Here is an 18,851-nt window from a genome sequence, read left to right as displayed (position 1 = left end):
CTTTGCCGGCATTGCCCGTCCCTTGTTCAAAAGGTCCGTCATGCCAAAGTTGCTGACCCAGGTGGGGTGCCTTCAGCCCCTCAAAGTGGCCGGACATTGATCGGAATCGTGGCCGGCTTCACATCGGAACGGTGGCCGGCTTCAAGTTGGAATACCTGGCCGGATAACGTCGGAATCCGCAAGCCAAAGGCGAAGGCCAGGACGATGCTGGCGGCGATGGCGAGGTAGGTCACGCCTCCCCGCCTTTCTCCGCTCCCTCGGCGGACCAGTTCTTGCAGGTCGTGCCGATGACCCGGAAATGCTGCTCAATGTCCTTGCAAGCTTTTTCGAGCAAGTCCCGCAAAACCCACGACAGAGCGCAGATGCGTTCGTAGTTTCGTTGGCTGTCGTCTGGTCCTGCTTGCAACTGTTCGACCGTCGCGTCGGCAAGCTGATAGGCGTGGTTGAGGTCGGACTGGAGGTCGTTGAGGTCGTATCTCATTGCCCGCCCTCCAGAATAACTTGGAAGGCCCGCCAGGCCGCCTTATGCGAGCGATGCCTGCCAGGGACGCGCACATAGGCCTCCTGCGCGATCCTCTTGCCGTCCGGCCTGTACTCCTTCGGATGGACGTACAGGAACGCGGTTCGGCAGTGGCAGTGCTTCAAATCTTCGTACGGCACGTCGATCATGAAGGCGACCCATTCGCCTTTGCAGCTGCCATCGCCTTGCGGCATCACATCGAGAGCGTGCCAGCCTGCCGGGGGTGCATCGAGTGTCAGGCGTGCATGGTAGCTCATGATTGCACCGCCGATCCGGCCATGCGTTCGACGTGCTCCAGAAAGCCTGTGAGGCACTCAACATCCCAATCCCAGTCTTCGCGAGCCTCCTCCAATTTGGGAAGCGGGAGGCAGTCGAAGCGGCAGACGCGAGCATGCACCATCAACCCGGCAAGCGTTGACGGTGGTATCGCGCGGATGCGTTTCGCCAGTTCGTCAAGCCTGGTCAGTTTCTCATTGTTGGTTTCGATGGCAGCTTCGTATGCGTCGCCCTCCGGTGTCCGCCACGCATCCATGAAATCGGCGAACCTGCCGCTTCTGGCGAATTCCTGCCACGTTTCGCCCATCGCGTGCATGGTGCGCCAATAGGGTTTCCAGGCCTCATATTGGCGCTCAAACTCCGCGCCGAGCCGAAGAAGCTCCGCGTCCGGTTCCGACGTTGGCATGGTGCATACGGCAGCGGCAGGTGTTGCCACGGCCACGGCGAGCGCGGGCGTGCTGGCAAGCAGTTTGCGACGGGTCAGCATGGCTGCGCCTCCCATCCGTTTGGCAGGAACCCGAGCGCGTCGAGATCGGCGATGCCGGCCTCGGCAGGATCGAACTCAGCGTCGGCGCCGTCCTCCAGGTTCTCGTCGCCGTCGATCTGGTCGAGCAGGGTGATCAAGGCTTCGATCGTCGTGCTGATCCGCAGCCGCATGGACGGTGTGACGGCCAGGAAGGTGGTAGGCTGGGCTGTGGGCAAAGCTCCGCCCGCAGCCGGAAACGCATGTTTCGGCATTGATGTCTCCTTGATAAAGCACTGGTTTCGGTGCAATGTACCGATGACATTGCTTTACCAAGACATCAATCTGAAATCGGTACGCTGTCACGATGATTGCTATTCAATGCAAAATGGCTCGCTCGGCGGTAGGCTGGGGCGTTCGAGACCTAGCGCGGGAAGCAGGCGTCTCCGTTGACACGATTTCGCGCTTTGAGCGAGGCGAAGAACTGCTTCCGCGAACGGTCGCCGCCATCCGCGCCGCCCTGGAAGCGGCCGGCGTCGAGTTAATCCCCGAGAACGGTGGCGGCGCTGGCGTGAGGCTGCGGAAATAGTAGCCAGACTGTTCAAAAATTTCCTTTCAAAGCCCTTGAAGCCGTGGTTGGTTTGTCCAAAATTAGGCTATTACTAACTCGACGCCGGGGACTAACATGACTAAGTTAGAGAGGGCTGAGCGACTTCAGATCATGCTCGACGGTGATGAGCTTCAAGCCGTCGAGAATTTCCGCTTTGAGAACCGGATGCCCAGCCGGGCGGCAGCGGTACGCGAGCTTTTGCGTCGCGGTCTAGCAGCAGAAGGCTACATGCCTGCGGACGGCTCAAAGTCACAAGATTATGGCGTAATAGACCGCAGGACGGACGGGCAGGACGACCACACGGAATAGTGGGAGAAAGCTTCCAATGCCAAGACTGCACGCTCACGGGGTCGAGCTTGTGGTAAACCTGCTTGATGCCGCCGATCATGTGGACAAGTTAAGCCGGTGACCTGCCCCGGAGTTTTCATCCAGCGGCAATTAGAGCCTCGCCGGGTTTTACGCCGTATGGCGCGGGGTGAGCAACGGGCGATCGGTGGAGCTGGTCGGGGTTGCGCAGCCGATCTCCCGTTGCGGTGAGATTGGCGGCATGAGCCGCGGGCGTGATGTAACCGAGCGCCGAATGTGGGCGCTTTTCGTTGTAGTCGTCCGCCCATTCGGTGATCGTCGTGCGGGCATGGTCGAGGCCGAAGAACAGGGTTTCGTTCAAGAGTTCGTCGCGCATCCGGCCATTGAAGCTCTCGCAGAAGCCGTTCTGCATCGGCTTGCCCGGTGCGATGTAGTGCCATTCCACCTTGTGATCCTTCGACCAGGCGAGGATGGCCTTCGAGGTGAACTCGGTGCCGTGATCGGAGACGATCATGCTCGGCTTGCCGCGGCGGGCAATCAACTCGGTCAGTTCGCGCGCCACACGGCGGCCCGAGATCGAAGTGTCGGGGATCGCCGCCAGACACTCGCGCGTCACGTCGTCGACGACGTTGAGGATTCGGAAACGCCGGCCGCAAGCGAACTGGTCGTGGACGAAATCCAGTGACCAGCGGGCGTTCGGCCTTGCCTCGACCAGGATCGGTGTGCGGGTGCCAACTGCGCGTCGTCGTGACCGGCGCTTGCGCACCGTCAGCCCTTCCTCGCGATAGAGCCGATAGATACGGTTGATTCCCGACGGCTCGCCCTCGCACCTGAGCAGGATGAACAGCCGCCGATAGCCGAAGCGCCGGCGCTCGTTGGCAAGGTCTCGCAAGCGGCCGCGCAGCTGCGTCTCCGGCGGCCGGCAGGATCGGTAACGGATCATCTTGCGGTCGGCCTCGACGATCGAACAGGCCCGCCGCTCCGATAGGCCCCTCAGATGCGCGACGGCTTCACGCTTGGCGACGGGCCCTACCATTTTTTTGACAGAAGCTCGCGCAGCGCCGAGGCTTCCAGCATCTGATCGGCCAGCAGCTTCTTCAGCCTGGCGTTCTCCTCCTCCAGCGCCTTCAGCCGCTTGGCGTCGGACACATCCATCCCGCCATATTTGGCCTTCCAGTTATACAGCGTCGCCTCCGAGATCCCGTGCTTGCGGGCCAGATCGCCCGCCTTCGCTCCCGCCTCGTGTTCGCGCAAAACCGCGATGATCTGCTCTTCCGTAAATCGCTTTCGCTTCATCAGTCCGTCCTTCAAACGAGGGCCGGACTCTAATCCCAGCTGGAGGAAATTACCGGGGGCAGGTCAGAAGCCAGCCGAGTTCGCGATGAAATTCACGTCGGAAACAGACATCCTCAGGCTTGGGTCAAGGGTCGGTATCCATCCGGCCGAGGCCGCAGGGACTATGATTTCGGCTCCCCTGCTATGATGCGCCCGATCATTTGAGGATCGCACTGCATTGGCTGTCCTATCCGAACTATGCCGCCCTGATCTCGGGCCACAGCTTCACCACCAACGAGCTCGCCGCCGGCGACACCGACATCTTCATCGCACTCGCCCTCAAAGTGCTGGAGGCACATCCGGGCCTCGCCCGCATTATCATCGGCGCGCTGATGAACGCGATCTACAATCGCAATGGCCAGGTGAAGGGCCGCACGCTATTCCTGCTCGACAAGCTGGCCCGGCTCGGCTTCCTGCGCATCCTCGAAACCGCCTGCGACGCCGGCCGCAAATACGGGCATCACCATGACGCTGCTCTACCAGGCAATCGGCCAGATGCGCGAAGCCTATGGTGGACGCGACGCGACCTCGAAATGGTTCGAGTCGGCGTCGTGGATCAGCTTTGCTGCGATCAACGATCCCGAGACCGCCGACTACATCTCGCGGCGCTGGGGCGACACCACGTTGGAGGTGACCAGCTCAGCCGCTCGTCGCAGATGTCGGGCGCGTCGCGGACGCGCTCGAAGCTGCTGGCGCGCCGTCCGCTGATCCTGCCGCACGAGGTCCTGCGCATGCGCGCCGATGAGCAGATCGTGTTCACGGCGGTCAACCCGCCGCTGCGATACGGTCGCGCCATATGGTTCCGCCGCGAGGACATGAAGAGCTGCGTCGGGGAGAACAGATTCCACCGGAAAGAGGCGGTGCGATGATGCGGCGCAGACATGCGAAATCGGGGGTTCCCATGGACGTCGATCCGGTCCGATGTCCTGTTCAACATTTCCACAGAACAGAGGCGTTCGGAAAGGAATGGGAAGGCGACAGCGCCGCCTTCCCGGAAGGCCATCAGTATGGGGTTTCGGCGTCGGATCCGACGGTCGGAAGCGGCTTCGACGGCTCCTCGGTCCGAGGCCTCGGCTTGTAAAAAGCCATGTCGTAGCTGAACGCTATCCCACATTCGATCGCTACGTCGTCCAGGATGGCGCGAAGCCCGCACAGGCGCTCCTGCGGAATTTCGATAACGAGCGGAACATCGCCGGCGATCTCGGTTTCTCCGGTGACGGGATTGCGGAGGGAACCATTGGGTTCTGCGCGATGCCATCCGCCGATTTCGAAGGGCTGGGCTTCCTGCTCGCATTGGACCAGATGGTAGATGGGTCTTCCTGCTGGTCAGGATCGGTTTCTCGGGCGACCTCGCTGAGGCGTATGGGTTCGGCCAGCTCCGCGCGATAGCCGTCGAGAACGGCCAAGACAGAATCGTGCACCTCAGGCCCGAAAAGTGCGAGCCACCAACTTCGCAATGGAAGATTCCTTGGAATTCCGCGTTCGCGAAGTGCTGGAGCAGAAGCTTGCCGTCATTTTCGAAGAATTCGGCATCCACAAGACCGAAGATGTTCTGGATTCGGCGCAAGATGGCGAGCTGTTCGAGGAGGCGTTTGCGGCAGCGATTCTCGATCCAGAAAGCATCGAGCGCACCGCCGAACACACGACGATACAGATTCGGGACGAAATCCGTAAGGCGCGTGAGTCGTCCCCGCTCGGCGCATCCGCCGAGCCGGATACCCGGTCGGCCGAACAGCTTCGCTTGCATCCGCTGCCGATATGGCTCGAGCGGATGACCGTCAGCTGGAGACCCGCATTAACCGTGCCGGTAGGGATGGAATTGTGATTCACTGCTTGTGTCGTGATTTGGAGACGGGACGATGGAGCAGCGGTCGCTATTGGGGCTTTCGGAACATCTCGACCGGCTGAGCAAGAATGGTGATCCGCTCGAGGTTCTGGAGGTGACGGTCAACTTTGAGTATTTCCGTGACTGGCTGGTCGAAGGACTTGGCTATGGCGAGGGTGGCAAGGGTGGTCGCCCGCCGTTCGATCCGGTGTCGATGTTCAAGGCGCTGATTTTGCAGGCGCAGCACAATCTGAGCGATGCCAGGATGGAGTTCATGATCCGGGACCGGTTGTCCTGGATGCGGTTTCTCGGCTTCGATCTTGGCGTCCCGACGCCGGACGAGAACACGATCCGGCTGTTTCGCCTCTGCCGCAGATCGCCTTGCCGGTCTTCGGCTACAAATCCCATATCGTCATAGACCGAGGTTTCGGCTTCATCCGGGAGAGCGCTGTCACTTCGGCGGCACATGCCGACGGTCGCATGCTGTCGAAACTGGTGACGACGCAGAATACCTCGTCCGAGGTTTGGGCCGACAGCGCCTACCGATCGCAAAAGAATGAGAAATGGCTGTCATCGAAAGGATTGGTCAGCCGCATTCATCGTCGCAAGCCGGCCGGACACGCCATGCCGCAGCCTATGGCGCGCGCCAATGCCGCGAAGTCGTCGGTCCGTGCGGCGGTGGAGCATGTGTTCGCACACCAGAAGAACCGGTTCGGCCTGTTCATCCGCACCATCGGCATCGCCCGAGCCGAGGCGAAGATGCTGCTCGCCAACATCGCCTACACCTTCGATAGGCTGATCTTCCATGAGCGGGCCAAAGCCGCGGGATGACTCTGTCCGCAATCGCGGAACCGGCTCAAATCGACCTGACCTGGCGGCGAGCCCACAGCCAAAAGGCCGCCAAATCAGCCCAAATACCCGCCTTGCAATATTCTCAGCGCCAATCCGCCAAACCAAACCGGGTTAATGCGAGTCTCCAGCTATCTCAGCGGTCATGGAGGCAAGGCGGAGCACAAGCGCTCGACGCGGGAGTTGACCTGGCCCGACGGCGAGCGTTTTGCCAAATGCGTCGTCAGCGCGCTGGACGCTGAGAGCACTTCCGATGCAGAACTGATAACGCTGGAAAACAGCCGGATTCGGGGGTTGGCGCTCAACGTACCAATGATCGGGGCGGGAGAGTCCATCCCGGTTGTTGCGATCAACGGTCTTCCGCCCGGCATCGAAGGCGCCTTCGGCTTTTTCGAGATTCGAGTTCAGAGCGGTCTTGTATCGGGACGGCGGCTCATCCCCGAGATCGCGCCAGCCTATCGCGGTTACGTGTATTTCGTACTCGCTGACGGACGCATCATTATCGTCGAGCCGGATATGCACAAGGTTGTCTACATTCTCGTGGCCTGATCGGGGCCAAAATCAATGTCGGCGGAAGCCTTGCGAGCAATGAGTAACAAGAGTGGAGAACCTCGCCGCCGTTGCGGAGCAACGGCGGATACGGTGGAAGGTGTTCCGGCAGATTCGTGACGAATTATTGGCGTTATGCCTGCTGCAGCCAGACCTTCTGCAGGTCCATCTGAAAAGTCTGGTGCACGCCGTAGTCTTTCACATTGGCAGCCGTATGGCTGTAGAGCTTTTGCCAGAACGGCTGGATGATGACGCCGGAGTCCTGCAGGATGGTCTCAAGATCCTTCATGACTTCGCGCCGCTTCTCCGGGTCGCTGATCGACAGCGCCTCTTTCAGTTTGGCGTCGAAATTCGGATCGGAGTAACCGCTCTCATTCCACGCCTCGCCGGTACGATAGCCCAGCGCCAGTATCTGCACACCGAGCGGCCGCATGTACCAGATGGTCATCGAGTACGGATATTTCGTCCAGTCGTTCCAGAAGGTCGAACCTGGCAGCACGGTGCGCTTCACCTTGATGCCGGCATCGCGCAACTGCGCGGCGATCGCGTCGCCTGTGTTCTTCTGCCAGTCGTCCTCGATGGTGATCAGCTCATGCTCAAAGTCGGCCTGGCCGGCCTCTTCCATCAGCTTCTTGGCGCCGGCCGCGTCGCGGGTCTTCTTGGGCAGCGGATAATATTCGGGGTGGATCGGGCTGACGTGATGGTTCTCGCCGACATCGCCGCGCCCGCTATAGCCGAGGTCGAGCACCACCTTGTTGTCGACCGCCATCTGCAAGGCGTTGCGGACGCGTTTGTCGTCGTAAGGCTTGTGCGTGACGTTGGTTCGCGCCACCAACGTCGTAGCCGTCGCGACTTCCGACTTAACGAGGTCGAGCTTGTCGAGGATGTCGATGAAGTCCGCAGGCGTTTCGAAATTAAGATCGATCTCCCCCGACTCGAATGCATTCACGGTAGCCGAGAAGTCGGTGCCGTAGTCGATGAACTCGACGGAATCGAGCAGCGACTCGCCGCCCCACCACTTGCCATTCTCGCGCCGCTTGACGACCGCCTTGGAGCCCGTGTCGTAGGAGACCAGTTCGAAGGCGCCCGTGCCGATGGGCTTGCTGATCGGATCGTCGCCCGAATAGCTGCGATGCACCACCAGCGCCGGGTAGTCGGTGAAGTTCGGGATCAGCGAGATGTCGGGTGCGTTCAGCGTCAGCTTGACGGTATGGTCGTCGACCTTGGTGATCGCCCCGTCCTTGGCTTTCCCGGTCGCGTCGTCGATGAGGGCGCCGACGCGCGCGGCCATGGAATTGCCGGACACGCCTTTTTCGCACCAGCGGTTGAGATTGTGGATGACGTCGTCGGCGTTGAGTTCATCGCCGTTGGTCCAGGTGACTCCCTTACGAACATGCAGGACGTACTGGGTGGCGTCGTCATTCACCTCCCAGCTTTCCAAGAGGATCGGCTCGAAGGTGAACTGCCTGGTGTAGCTGACCAGCGGTTCAAGCCAGCAGCGGCTGATGTTGGCGAGTTCCACCCAGTCGTAGTTGCGTGGGTCCTTCTGGCCTTTCACGGCCATGGCGACGCGCAGCGTGCCGCCCTTGGAAGCCTCCTGCGCGGCTGCCGGCGTCGGCGCGGCGAGCCCGATCATGCTGTAGGCCATCCCGGCCGAAGCCCCCATAGCACTCGCCATGACAAGGAATTCGCGCCGGTCCATCCGGCCGGCACGGGTTTCCTCGGCATACTTCTCGATCGTTGCCGGAACACGATCGCCATTGCTCTTGAACAGTCCCATTTGTTCCTCCCTTCGGTTCAGATGTTCAGTGTGAATCTTATCCCGTCATAGACAGCCGCATGGATGTTGCGCGACGCGACGGCATCGCCGATACGAAACAGCGTGAAGGTTCCAGCCGCGTGCCGCGCGGGGAAGACCTCGCCCTTGGTGACCAGCGCTTCGTAGTCGACCGCGCCGAGGTTTTTCGAGAATGGCTTTAGGGCGTGATAGAGGTCGTCATTGGCCTGCGTGCCGTGCTCGACCACGATCTGGTCGACGCGCCGCTCCTCACTCCAGCGGTCGGCGAAGTCGGAAGACAGCACCGCCACAAGTTGGTTGCCTTCGCGCCGCACCGATTTCAACCGCGTGTTGATCGTGACCCGCACGCCCTTTTCGTGGAAAGCGCGCATGTAGGGCACATGGTTCATGCCGCCCATCTCCGGCGCGAAGAACCTTTCCGGCGACACCAGTTCGAGCTTTGCGCCCGCGTTGGCGACGATCTCGGCCGCCGTCATGCCCTGGTGCCCACCATTGTCGTCATAGAGCAGCACGTTTTCGGCCGGCTTCACAGCGCCGGAGATAATGTCCCAGCTCGACACGATGAGATTCTCGCCCGCCGCCAGCGGTGGAGATTGCGGCATGCCGCCGGTGGCGACGATCACCACGGCCGGTTCGAGTGCCAGCACATCGTCGGCTTCTGCCCAGACATTGTAGCGGACCTCAGCGCCGAGCCTTTCCAATTCCGCCAGCCGCCACTCGACGATCCCAATCAGTTCCTTGCGGCGTGGGTTGTGCGCCGCAAGCAGCACCTGACCGCCGGCCCGGTCGGATGCCTCCAGCACAGTCACGCTGTGGCCGGCCGACGCGGCGACGCGTGCCGCCTCCAGCCCTGCCGGTCCGGCGCCGGCGATCACGACCTTCCTCGATCCTCTCGGCGCCCTGCCAATCACATGCGGCATTGTCGCTTCGCGGCCGGTCGAAGCGTTGTGGATGCACAGAGCCTCGCCGCCCTCGTAGATGCGGTCGAGGCAGTAGGTGGCGCCGACGCACGGGCGGATCTCATGCTCACGGCCCTCCATCACCTTCTTCATGATATGCGGGTCGGCGATATGGGCGCGTGTCATGCCGACCATATCGAGTTTTCCGCTGGCAATTGCGTGGCGCGCAGTCGCCACGTCCTGGATCCGAGCGGCATGGAAGACTGGAAACTTCGTTGCCGCCCGAACATCGCCGGCAAAATCGAGATGCGGCGAGGAACGCATGCCGGTGATCGGGATCACCTTGGTCAGCGCCGCGTCGGTCTCAATGGTGCCGCGGATAATGTTGAGGAAATCGACCTTTTGCGACGCTACCAGCCGCTGCGCGATTTCAATGCCCTCGGCCTTGGACAGGCCCTGGTCGAAATCCTCGTCGGCGACCATGCGGATGCCGACCACAAAATCCTCGCCGGCCGATTTCCGCACGGCGTCCAGTACCATGAAGGTGAAGCGCAGCCGATTTTCGAGCGATCCGCCGAACTCGTCGTCACGAAAATTGGTGGCGGGAGACCAGAACCCGTCCATCAGATGGCCGTAGGCTTCGAACTCGATGCCGTCGAGGCCGGCGGCCTTCATCCGCTGCGCCGCGCTCGCATAGTCTGCGACGATGCGCTCGATGTCCCAGTCTTCCATCACTTTCGGAAACGCGCGATGCGCGGGTTCGCGCACCGGCGATGGGGCCAGCACCGGCAGCCAGTCGGCCTTGTTCCATCCTGTGCGGCGGCCGAGATGGGTAAGCTGGATCATCACCTTGCAGTCATGCTCGTGGCAGGAATCCGCCAATTCCCTGATCCACGGCACGATCTCGTCGCGATAGGCATGCAGATTGCCGAAGGCCGCCGGGCTGTCGCGCGAGACGATTGCCGACCCCGCCGTCATGGTCAGCGCCATGCCGCCCCTCGCCTTCTCCGCGTGATAGAGCCGGTAGCGCTCCTTCGGCATGCCGTCTTCTGAATAGGCCGGCTCATGGCTGCTCGACATGACGCGGTTCTTCAGCGTCAGGTGCTTCAGCCGGTAGGGCTGGAGGAGCGGGTCTTTCGCAAGCGGAGCGTTCATGCGCCGGCCCCCCGGGGCCTAATCGGATAGTACATCCGGATCGTTCTGCCTTGTGCGCTCATCACTGGGTCGATCGTTTTTCAGTTCACCGTGTCGGGCAGCTTCTCTTCCTGCCGGGCGATGAAGTCGCGCAATCCCTCGGCGATGCCTTCGTCCAGCTTCGGCTCCTCGTAGTCCTTGAGCATGTTGCACGCCTTTTCGCGTCCGCGCGTATCATGATCCTTGGCGCCTTCCGCGCTCCACTGCTCGAACGAATTGAAATCCATCAATGTCGGCATGAAGAAGGCCTTCTCGAAATGCTCGAGCGTATGCTGGGTGCCGAGGAAGTGACCCTGCGGTCCGACCTCGCGTATCGCCGCCATCGCCTCCTTGAAGTCGTCGAACGGAAGCCCGCCCGCATATTTGTACCAGCCGACCAGTTGCTCGCAGTCGGTGGCGAATTTGGAATAGCCGCACGTCAGACCGGCCTCCAGCCATCCGGCCGAATGCCAGATATAGTTGGCGCCGGACAGGATTGCGGCATGCATGAGCATGTTGGCCTCGTAGCCGGCCTGCGCATCGTTGAGCTTCGAGCCGACGTGGAAGCCGGATGTCCGCCAGGGCAGGCGGTATTTTCGCGCCAGGGCTCCCATAACATACATCATCTGCGCCGCTTCCGGCGTGCCGCCCATCGGCGCGCCGGTCTTCATGTCGACCGTGACCATGAACTGCCCGTAGATTTGCGGCGATCCGGGGCGAATGAGCTGCGTAAAGGCAAGTCCTGCGAGCGCTTCGGCGTTCACCTGCGCCACGGCGCCGACGGCCGACGCGGCCGTGGAGGCACCGCAGAGTGCGAAAGGTGCGATGATCAGCGGCTGGTTGTGACGCGCATAGACCTTCATCGCGTCGAGCATGGTCGCGTCCCAGACCAGCGGCGAATTGCAGTTGGTGATCGAGACGAGGACCGGTTTTTCCTTGACGTACTCCTCTCCGAAGACGATGCCCGCCATCGTCATCGTGTCCTCGGCGCGTTCCTTCGACGTGACGATGCCCATGAACGGCTTGTCGGAATGTTTTAGCGCGGAGTGGATGATGTGCAGATGCCGCTTCGGCACCGCGATCTCCATCGGCTCGCAGATGATCGAGCTGGAGGAATGCAGTGCCGGCGCCATGTAGGCGAGCCGGTGGAAATTGTTCAGATCCTCCAGCGTGCCATAGCGCCGGTTGCCGTCGAGATCGCGAATGTAGGGCGCGCCATACATCGGAATGAAGATCGAATTGTTCCCGCCGACCTGCACCGTGCGTTCGGGGTTGCGCGCGTTGAGCGTGAACTCGGAGGGTATTTTCGACACGAGGTCCATTAGCAGGGACCGATCGATGCGGACGCGGGTATCCGTCACATCGGCGCCGGCCTGCTTCCACATCGCGATCGCCTCGGCGTCGCGGAACTCGCAGCCCACATCCTCGAGGATGGCGAGCGATTCCTGGTGGATCAGTTCCACGGCTTCGTCCGGGACGATGTCGTAGACCGGAATCTTGCGGACCAGCGTCGGAAACGACGGCATCGCCGCGCTGCGCAGCGCCCTGCGCCCGACGCGTCCACCGCCGCGGCGGTTGCTTGCCTGCGAGTCAGTTTTCTCGACGGTTTCCGCTAAGCTCATGGTGCTCTCCCTTCGTTTTAGGAGAACGCCTGCGCGCCGGTTGTTCAAGCGAAATAGGAAGCCGGCTCGCTTGAGCTGAACTCAACGATCCGAGCGATAGCAGCCAGTCCTTCAACAGCACCGCCTGTGGGCTGAGGGGCCGGCGTGCGCTCCACGTCACGAAATAGGATTGAGGCGCGGCGATCTCGGCATCCGTCACCTGCACGAGGTTGCCGGCCTCGATCAGCGGTTCCACCAGGCTTGCCCAGCCCAGCGCCACGCCTTGTCCACTGCGCGCCGCCTGCAAGGCGATGACATAGCTGTTGAAGCGGCGAACATTGACCCGCCGATCCGGATGGCCGACGTCGCGCAGGAACTCGGACCAGGTCGTCCAGGTCCAGTCGATGCCTTCGACCGACAAAAGCTGCAGTTGCGCCAGGTCGGAGATAGAGCTCACCGGATAAGCCTTCGCGAAGGCCGGGCTGGCGACCGGGAATATACGGTCGTCGTAGAGTTTTGCCGACAGCTCGTCCGGCCATTCGCCGTCGCCATAACGAATGCGCAGGTCGACATCCGGACGGTCGAGACCGCGCGGGTGATCGGAGATGACGTGGTCGACGACGATGTCCGGATTGTGGTTCCAGAAGCCGCCCATGCGCGGCATAAGCCACAGATGCGCCATGGCCAGCGTGCTGCCGACAGTGACGCTCGCCTGCCCGCCGAATGACCTGATCTGCCGGAAGGTGGAGGATATTCGCTCGAAACCCTCCCGCAGCGCCGCGTTGAGCGTCTCGCCCTCGCGAGTCAATTCGACCGCCCTGTGCCGGCGCAGGAACAACGGGCTGCCGAGTTCCTCTTCCAGCATGCGGACCTGGCGCGAGATTGCGCCCGGCGTGACGTTCAGTTCCTCGGCCGCCTTGGTCAGGCTGAGATGGCGCGCCGCTGCCTCGAAGGCCGCAAGCGCGACCAGCGAAGGGAGGCCATAATATCTGCGAACCATGCCGCGGTTCCTCCCATCGCGTAGCAGTGCGACGTGCGGCCGAGAAGTGTCGCACTGCCTTGCTTGCTCCCAGCTCAATCAGCCGGGAATTTCATTCACGTTGACTATTACGCCGGGTTGTCCGTCGATATGCAACCGCCGTCGATCACGACCGACGGCCACAGTACCGGGAAGCGCGTCCTTCGCAGGGCGCTCTGAGGGAGGGGCAGTGCCAGAACGCGCTTTCAACAGACTTTTCACGCCGGTTGCCTTGCGCGGCAAGACGCTCCGTAACAGGATCGTCTTTGGCGCCCACACCGCCAACATGGCTGTCGAAGGCGTGCCTACCGAGCGGCATGTCGGCTACTATGCCGAACGCGCCATCGGCGGCGCGGCCATGATCGTGGTGGAGCCGATGCCCGTGCACCAGGCTGCGGTCCTGACAAGGGGCAATTTCCGCCCGTCGGACGACAACGTCATTCCGCATTTCCGCAAAGTTACCGAAGCGATCAGCGGCAATGGCGCGGTCGCAATCCAGCAGCTCTACCATGTCGGCCAGCACGCCGACGCCGACAATTCCTTCCATGCCGGTTGGTCGCCGTCCGGCCTACCAAGCTACCATGATTCCGACGGTTCGCATCGCATGACCGAGGCCGAGATCGAGGAAACGATCGACGGTTTCGTGCAGGCCGCGCGGCGCTGCCGCGAGGCCGGCTTCAACGGCGTCGAGGTCTGGGCCGCCTACCACTCGATGCTCGACCAGTTCTGGACGCCCTGGTCGAACCGGCGGGACGACCGCTGGGGCGGCAGCCTCGAAAACCGCACGCGCATGAGCCGCGAGGTGATGACACGCATCCGGAAGGTCTGCGGCGACGATTTCATCGTCGGTCTGGCAGTCAACGATGAGCCGGAAGTCGAGGTCGCGCTGAAGCGCGAGGCGCTGGCGGAAATTGTCGACCTGCATGACCGCGACCAACTGATGGACTACGTGACCTGCGGCTCGGGTAGCTATTTCGACTTCTGTAAGATCATGCCGACCTTCATCTACCCGGAGAAGCTCGGGGCCGATCTCGCAGCCGTGCTGAAGTCCACCGTTCGCCATGCCCTGGTCACCGCCGAGAGCCATATCCGCACGCCGGAAAACGCCGAGAGCGTGCTGAGCGAGAGACGCGCCGACCTCGTCTCGATCGTGCGCGGGCAGATCGCCGATCCGCATCTTGCCAACAAGGCCGCCGCCGGACGCCCGGCGGACATTCGTGGTTGCCTGTCGTGCAACCAGATGTGCTGGGGACGCCGTTCGCGGGATTATTGGATAAGCTGTGTCATCAACCCCTCCGCCGGACGGGAATTTGAATGGGGCGGCGACCGCTTCTTGCCAGCCGAAAAGCCAAAGCGGGTGCTGGTGGTGGGTGGCGGGCCGGCGGGTCTGGAGGCGGCGCGCGTCGCGGCTGAGCGCGGGCACCGCGTAGTGCTTGCGGAAGCGTCGGACCGTCTCGGGGGACAGTTCCGGCTGGCCGGCATGCAGCCTCGTCGCGCCCAGATCCTCGACTTGATCGAATGGTACGGCCGGCAACTCAAGCAGCTTCAAGTCGAGGTTCGCTACGGCGAATATGTCGAGGTCGACGATATCGAGCGCGAAGGCGCCGATCACGTCGTGATCGCGACCGGCGCGCTTCCTCAGGACGGCGCCTTCCAGCGGGCCTTCCCGCAATTCGACACAATACCTGGTGGCGGAAGCGTGCTGTCGGCGGAAGCAGTGATGGCCCGCGAGGCCCGGCCGGGGAAGCGTGTGATCGTGCTTGACGACGGCGGCAACTGGAAGGGCTGCGGCACGGCCTGGCGGCTCGCCGAAGACGGGCATGAGGTGACTATCGTCACGCCCGATGCATTGGTCGGCAAGGAATTGCAGCGCATGGCGGTCGATTTTCCCTTGCGGCGCGCATTGGCCGGTCTGGGCGTGCGCTTCGTTACCGAAAGCGGGATCCGGCATTGGGATGGCAACAGGGCTCGGATCGTCTCCGTCTTGAGCGGGCGGGAGCAGGAGCTTGAGGCTGACGCACTCGTCTTCGCAACGACCAGCGTCGCCAACGATGAGCTTTCGCGGCAACTGACCGAGCGCGGCATCGCCTTCACCGCCATAGGCGATTGCACGGCGTCGCGGCAAGCGGCGTTTGCCATATACGACGGGCGGAAGATGGCACTCGGATTGTGACGCGCCGGGACGGCCGGTTGACTACGCTGTATCCAAAGGTGGGCATCGACGTATAAAATCTCCGTTTGATTTGACACAGATGTCCGTTGACACTGACTCTTTTTTCGCTTCAATTGGTTGGGCCATTGAACCAAAATTTGGTGACGATCTGCGAAAATGAAGCAGGCAGGAAGTTCTCGCGACATCGTTCCCGTCCAGGCCGTAGGCCGCGACGACGCGGTGCTAAAAGCACTGGCGGGCTTTGTGCGGCAGGAGACACTACGCCCCGGACAGCGGTTGCCGACGGAACGGATCCTGGCCGAACAACTGAAGGTGTCGCGCAACACTGTGCGCGAGGCGCTGACACGTTGGGAAGGGCTGGGCTTGGTCGAGCGTCGGCAAGGCAGCGGCACCTATCTGAAGGCCGAAGTATCGCCAGACATGCTGCACATGCCGCTCACGCTGCAGGGAGGCGCGGACGTGGCCGGGCTCATGCAGACGCTGGAAATACGCCGGGCGCTCGAAGCCGAGGCGGCGGCGCTCTGTGCGGAACGGGCTTCGAAGAAGGCCATCGCCGGCATCGCGGAAAAGCTGGAGACCATGGAACGGGTGTTCCACGGGACCAGCGGCGCGTCGTCGGAGGCCGATTGGGAGTTTCACCAATCGGTCTACAAGGCATCCGGCAACGCGCTGTTCGAGCAGATCATCGGCGCGATGCTCGGCAACTATCATCGCTTCTGGGAGCATCCACTCGGCATCCGCGATTTCGGCCATGCGAGCTTCCCGTATCATCGCACCATGTTCGAGCGGATCGCCGCGCACGATCCTTCCGGCGCGCGCAGCGAGGCGCTGAGGCTAATTGCAACGGTTGAAGACGATTTGAGACGCGGTGCGGCAAGATTGAAGCGGGCAGGCAAGTTATGAACGAACGCATGACATTCGACCGCGACTATCTCGCCGAGGCGCAGACGCTGCTTGCCCATGATGAGCGGTTTCCCGAAGGCGCCGTCGTACCACCGATCTATCAGACGTCGCTGTTCACCTTCGCCGACTATTCGGAAATGGCCGACACCTTCGCCGGCCGCAGCACGCAGCCTATCTATTCGCGCGGCAACAACCCGACGGTCATGGAGTTCGAGGCGAAGGTCGCAGCGCTGGAAGGTGCGGAGGCGGCGCGGGGGTTCTCATCCGGCATGGCGGCAATCAGCGCGACTGTACTGGCGTTCGTCGGGGCCGGCGAGCGCATCGTTGCGGTTCGCAATTGCTACGGCGACGCCTATCGGCTGTTCGAGCGCTTCCTGCCGCGCATGAATATCAAGGTTGACTATGTCGACGGCTCCGACATCGACGCCGTGGCCGCGGCACTCCCGGGCGCGAAGCTTCTCTATCTGGAAAGCCCGACCTCGATGATGTTCGAACTGCAGGATATCGAGACGCTGGCGGCGCTAGCCCGCCAGCAAGGCATCGTCACGACGATCGACAATTCCTACGCCACGCCGGTGTTCCAGAAACCGATCCTGCACGGCGTCGACCTCGTGCTGCATTCGGCATCGAAATATCTCGGCGGCCACAGCGACACGGTGGCGGGAATTGTCGCCGGGTCGGAGGACAACATCCGCCGCATTAACGAGCAGACCTATTCTTATCTTGGCGCGAAGCTGTCGCCCTTCGAGGCATGGCTTCTGTTGAGGGGCCTGCGGACCCTGCCTCTGAGGTTGCCGCAGCACATGAAAAGCGGACTGACCATCGCGGAAAGGCTGAAATGCCACGCCCAGGTGGAGCGGGTGAACCATCCCGCTTGGTCGAACCATCCGGGCAAGAAGACATTGGCGGGCTATGCCGGGCTGTTTTCGTTCGAGGCGACCGAAGACACCGACATCCCGGCCTTCGTCGATGCGCTGAAACTGTTCAAGATCGGCGTGTCATGGGGAGGGCACGAGAGCCTGGTCGTGCCGGCCAAGGCTTCGCTGGAACAGACGCCCGGCACCAACTCTATGGCCCGGTTCAACGTCAGTCCCCGCACGATCCGGTTCAATGTCGGGTTGGAGAATGTCGAGGACCTCTGGGCGGACATCGCCCAGGCCTTCGAAAAATCCAGGAAGTGAGCATGTCAAAAACAATGGGAGCGAATGACATGAAGTCGATGAAAGTCTTTCTCGGAGCGGCCGCCGCCCTCGCCATGATGGCAGGCGGAGCGCTTGCCGACACGACGCTGAAGATGGTGGAAGTGATCACCAGTCCGCCGCGCACGGAATTCCTGAAGAAGCAGATCGCGGAATTCGAAGCCGCCAACCCCGGCATCAAGGTCGAACTCGTATCGTTGCCTTGGGGCCAGGCCTTCGAGAAATTTCTCACCATGGTGCAGGCCGGCGACACGCCGGACATCGTCGAGATGCCAGAGCGCTGGATGGGCCTTTACGCCAACAACGACCAGCTCGAGGATCTGGGGCCCTTTATGGCCAACTGGTCCGAGGCCGGAACGCTCGGTGAGCGGGCCAAGCAGTTCGGCTCGACCGTCGGCAACAAGCAGTACATGATCCCCTACGGCTACTACATCAACGCGCTTTTCTGGAACAAGAAGCTGTTCAAGGAAGCCGGCCTGGACGGTCCTCCCGCGACGCTCGACGAATTCGTCGAGGATTCCAGGAAGATCTCCGCCATTCCAGGCAAATATGGCTACTGCCTGCGCGGCGGTCCGGGTGCCTTCAACGGCATGCACATGTTCATGAACATCGCGCAGGGCAAGGGCGGCTATTTCAACGAGGACGGTACCTCGACCATGAACGAGGAAGGCTCGGTGAAGGGCCTGCAGATGCTGGCCGACATGTACAAGAACGGCCTCGCGCCGAAGGACGCGGTGAGCTGGGGCTTCAACGAGACGGTGACCGGTTTCTACACCGGAACTTGCGCCATGCTGAACCAGGACCCGGACGCGCTGCTCGGCGTCGCCGAGAAGATGTCGGCCGACGATTTCGCCGTGGCGCCGATGCCGGTCGGCCCGAGCGGCAAGTCCTATCCGACGCTCGGCTATGCCGGTTGGGCGATGTTTGCGGACTCCGAGGCCAAGGAAGATTCGTGGAAGCTGATGTCCTTCCTGCTTGGCAACAAGCAGAATCTGGAATGGGCCAAGATCGTCGGCGTGCTGCCGATCCACAATGGCGCTGATCAGGATGCCGCGTTCAAGACCGAGCAGTTCAAGGGCTGGTTCGAGGAACTCAGCGATCCGTCGAAATATGAGATGGTGACGCCGCCGACACATCTGGAAAATCTTGGCAATTTCGTCGATCAAGTGGCGATCAAGAACTTCCAGGAAGTGCTGCTCGGCCAGAAGGACGCCAAGACAGTGGCCGACGAATGGGCGGCATTCCTGACCAAGGAACAGCAGGCCTGGATGGCAGCGAACAAGAAGTAGCGCCGTCCACCTTCACTCCGTTGCGGGGAGAGGGTGGCTCCTAAGGGTCAGGTGACAGGCGGCAC

The 18,851-nt window shown here is 61.9% G+C and carries 21 protein-coding genes; 11 read left to right on the top strand and 10 right to left on the bottom strand.

Going from position 1 to position 18,851, the window contains the following annotated elements; genetic code table 11:
- Positions 1 to 80: 80 nt before the first annotated feature.
- The 5 genes from ABMA59_RS33875 to ABMA59_RS33855 are packed head-to-tail and all read right to left on the bottom strand — an operon-like array spanning position 81 to position 1,534.
- Positions 81 to 233: a hypothetical protein gene (locus tag ABMA59_RS33875; RefSeq protein ID WP_349009766.1), complete on the bottom strand. Its 153-nt coding sequence runs from the start codon at positions 231 to 233 to the stop codon at positions 81 to 83.
- Positions 230 to 481 (bottom strand): hypothetical protein, encoded by a 252-nt coding sequence (locus ABMA59_RS33870; protein ID WP_349009765.1) that lies wholly within the window; start codon positions 479 to 481, stop codon positions 230 to 232. Before ABMA59_RS33870 ends, ABMA59_RS33875 begins: the two co-directional genes overlap by 4 nt.
- The gene (locus ABMA59_RS33865) at positions 478 to 777 is read right to left on the bottom strand and encodes a hypothetical protein (RefSeq protein WP_349009764.1); all 300 of its coding nucleotides are present in this window, start codon (positions 775 to 777) and stop codon (positions 478 to 480) included. The genes ABMA59_RS33870 and ABMA59_RS33865 overlap by 4 nt, the downstream gene beginning before the upstream one ends.
- Complete coding sequence (locus tag ABMA59_RS33860; protein ID WP_349009763.1) at positions 774 to 1,283, bottom strand: hypothetical protein; 510 nt, start codon at positions 1,281 to 1,283, stop codon at positions 774 to 776. Before ABMA59_RS33860 ends, ABMA59_RS33865 begins: the two co-directional genes overlap by 4 nt.
- On the bottom strand, positions 1,277 to 1,534 hold the full coding sequence (locus ABMA59_RS33855) for a hypothetical protein (protein WP_349009762.1): 258 nt from the start codon (positions 1,532 to 1,534) through the stop codon (positions 1,277 to 1,279). The genes ABMA59_RS33860 and ABMA59_RS33855 overlap by 7 nt, the downstream gene beginning before the upstream one ends.
- A 92-nt stretch (positions 1,535 to 1,626) precedes the next feature.
- On the opposite strand from ABMA59_RS33855, the gene ABMA59_RS33850 reads away from it, so the two are divergent.
- Both ABMA59_RS33850 and ABMA59_RS33845 read left to right on the top strand, forming a co-directional pair.
- Positions 1,627 to 1,848: a helix-turn-helix domain-containing protein gene (locus tag ABMA59_RS33850; RefSeq protein ID WP_349009761.1), complete on the top strand. Its 222-nt coding sequence runs from the start codon at positions 1,627 to 1,629 to the stop codon at positions 1,846 to 1,848.
- Between the two features lie 96 nt (positions 1,849 to 1,944).
- Positions 1,945 to 2,178: a hypothetical protein gene (locus ABMA59_RS33845; RefSeq protein WP_349009760.1), complete on the top strand. Its 234-nt coding sequence runs from the start codon at positions 1,945 to 1,947 to the stop codon at positions 2,176 to 2,178.
- A 115-nt stretch (positions 2,179 to 2,293) separates the two neighbouring features.
- Here the strand turns inward: ABMA59_RS33845 and ABMA59_RS33840 are convergent.
- A protein-coding gene (locus tag ABMA59_RS33840) for an IS3 family transposase (protein WP_349009759.1) occupies positions 2,294 to 3,471 on the bottom strand; the annotation gives its coding sequence in 2 pieces (ribosomal slippage) (positions 2,294 to 3,219 and positions 3,219 to 3,471; 1,179 coding nt in all).
- A 200-nt stretch (positions 3,472 to 3,671) separates the two neighbouring features.
- Between ABMA59_RS33840 and ABMA59_RS33835 the strand changes: the two genes are divergently transcribed.
- From ABMA59_RS33835 to ABMA59_RS33820, 5 genes are all read left to right on the top strand, one after another.
- Positions 3,672 to 4,379, top strand: a complete 708-nt coding sequence (locus tag ABMA59_RS33835; RefSeq protein WP_425476032.1) for a type IV secretory system conjugative DNA transfer family protein — start codon at positions 3,672 to 3,674, stop codon at positions 4,377 to 4,379.
- 599 nt (positions 4,380 to 4,978) lie between these two features.
- Positions 4,979 to 5,335, top strand: a complete 357-nt coding sequence (locus ABMA59_RS33830) for a hypothetical protein (RefSeq protein ID WP_349009758.1) — start codon at positions 4,979 to 4,981, stop codon at positions 5,333 to 5,335.
- Positions 5,336 to 5,369: 34 nt separating this feature from the next.
- Positions 5,370 to 5,753 carry a transposase gene (locus ABMA59_RS37445; protein WP_425476031.1) on the top strand — a complete coding sequence of 128 codons (384 nt, stop codon included), beginning with the start codon at positions 5,370 to 5,372 and terminating at the stop codon, positions 5,751 to 5,753.
- Positions 5,717 to 6,166: a transposase gene (locus tag ABMA59_RS37440; RefSeq protein WP_425476030.1), complete on the top strand. Its 450-nt coding sequence runs from the start codon at positions 5,717 to 5,719 to the stop codon at positions 6,164 to 6,166. The genes ABMA59_RS37445 and ABMA59_RS37440 overlap by 37 nt, the downstream gene beginning before the upstream one ends.
- A 201-nt stretch (positions 6,167 to 6,367) precedes the next feature.
- A complete protein-coding gene (locus tag ABMA59_RS33820; protein WP_349009757.1) occupies positions 6,368 to 6,733 on the top strand; it encodes a hypothetical protein in 366 nt (121 codons plus the stop codon).
- Between the two features lie 133 nt (positions 6,734 to 6,866).
- Here the strand turns inward: ABMA59_RS33820 and ABMA59_RS33815 are convergent, their stop codons facing one another.
- The 4 genes from ABMA59_RS33815 to ABMA59_RS33800 all read right to left on the bottom strand — a co-directional run bounded on the left by ABMA59_RS33815 (position 6,867) and on the right by ABMA59_RS33800 (position 13,204).
- Complete coding sequence (locus ABMA59_RS33815) at positions 6,867 to 8,513, bottom strand: ABC transporter substrate-binding protein (RefSeq protein WP_349009756.1); 1,647 nt, start codon at positions 8,511 to 8,513, stop codon at positions 6,867 to 6,869.
- Positions 8,514 to 8,530: 17 nt separating this feature from the next.
- Positions 8,531 to 10,585: an oxidoreductase gene (locus ABMA59_RS33810; RefSeq protein ID WP_349009755.1), complete on the bottom strand. Its 2,055-nt coding sequence runs from the start codon at positions 10,583 to 10,585 to the stop codon at positions 8,531 to 8,533.
- Between the two features lie 80 nt (positions 10,586 to 10,665).
- The gene (locus tag ABMA59_RS33805; RefSeq protein ID WP_349009754.1) at positions 10,666 to 12,225 is read right to left on the bottom strand and encodes a trimethylamine methyltransferase family protein; all 1,560 of its coding nucleotides are present in this window, start codon (positions 12,223 to 12,225) and stop codon (positions 10,666 to 10,668) included.
- Positions 12,194 to 13,204, bottom strand: coding sequence for a LysR substrate-binding domain-containing protein (locus ABMA59_RS33800; RefSeq protein WP_349009753.1), 1,011 nt, complete (start codon positions 13,202 to 13,204; stop codon positions 12,194 to 12,196). Before ABMA59_RS33800 ends, ABMA59_RS33805 begins: the two co-directional genes overlap by 32 nt.
- A 208-nt stretch (positions 13,205 to 13,412) precedes the next feature.
- Here ABMA59_RS33800 and ABMA59_RS33795 point away from each other — a divergent pair, with 208 nt between their 5' ends.
- The 4 genes from ABMA59_RS33795 (at position 13,413) to ABMA59_RS33780 (ending at position 18,786) form a co-directional block, all read left to right on the top strand.
- A complete protein-coding gene (locus ABMA59_RS33795) occupies positions 13,413 to 15,395 on the top strand; it encodes an oxidoreductase (RefSeq protein WP_349009752.1) in 1,983 nt (660 codons plus the stop codon).
- A gap of 156 nt (positions 15,396 to 15,551) precedes the next feature.
- A complete protein-coding gene (locus ABMA59_RS33790; protein ID WP_349009751.1) occupies positions 15,552 to 16,298 on the top strand; it encodes a FadR/GntR family transcriptional regulator in 747 nt (248 codons plus the stop codon).
- On the top strand, positions 16,295 to 17,479 hold the full coding sequence (locus ABMA59_RS33785) for a PLP-dependent transferase (RefSeq protein ID WP_349009750.1): 1,185 nt from the start codon (positions 16,295 to 16,297) through the stop codon (positions 17,477 to 17,479). Before ABMA59_RS33790 ends, ABMA59_RS33785 begins: the two co-directional genes overlap by 4 nt.
- A 38-nt stretch (positions 17,480 to 17,517) precedes the next feature.
- Entirely contained in the window at positions 17,518 to 18,786 is a 1,269-nt protein-coding gene (locus ABMA59_RS33780) for an ABC transporter substrate-binding protein (protein WP_349009774.1), read from the top strand.
- Positions 18,787 to 18,851: the final 65 nt, after the last annotated feature.

Origin of the sequence: Mesorhizobium yinganensis, assembly GCF_040081985.1 — a bacterium.
Classification (GTDB): Bacteria; Pseudomonadota; Alphaproteobacteria; order Rhizobiales; family Rhizobiaceae; genus Kumtagia; species Kumtagia yinganensis.
Note: the sequence above shows the minus strand (reverse complement) of the source record. Positions and strands in the feature narration are given on the sequence as shown.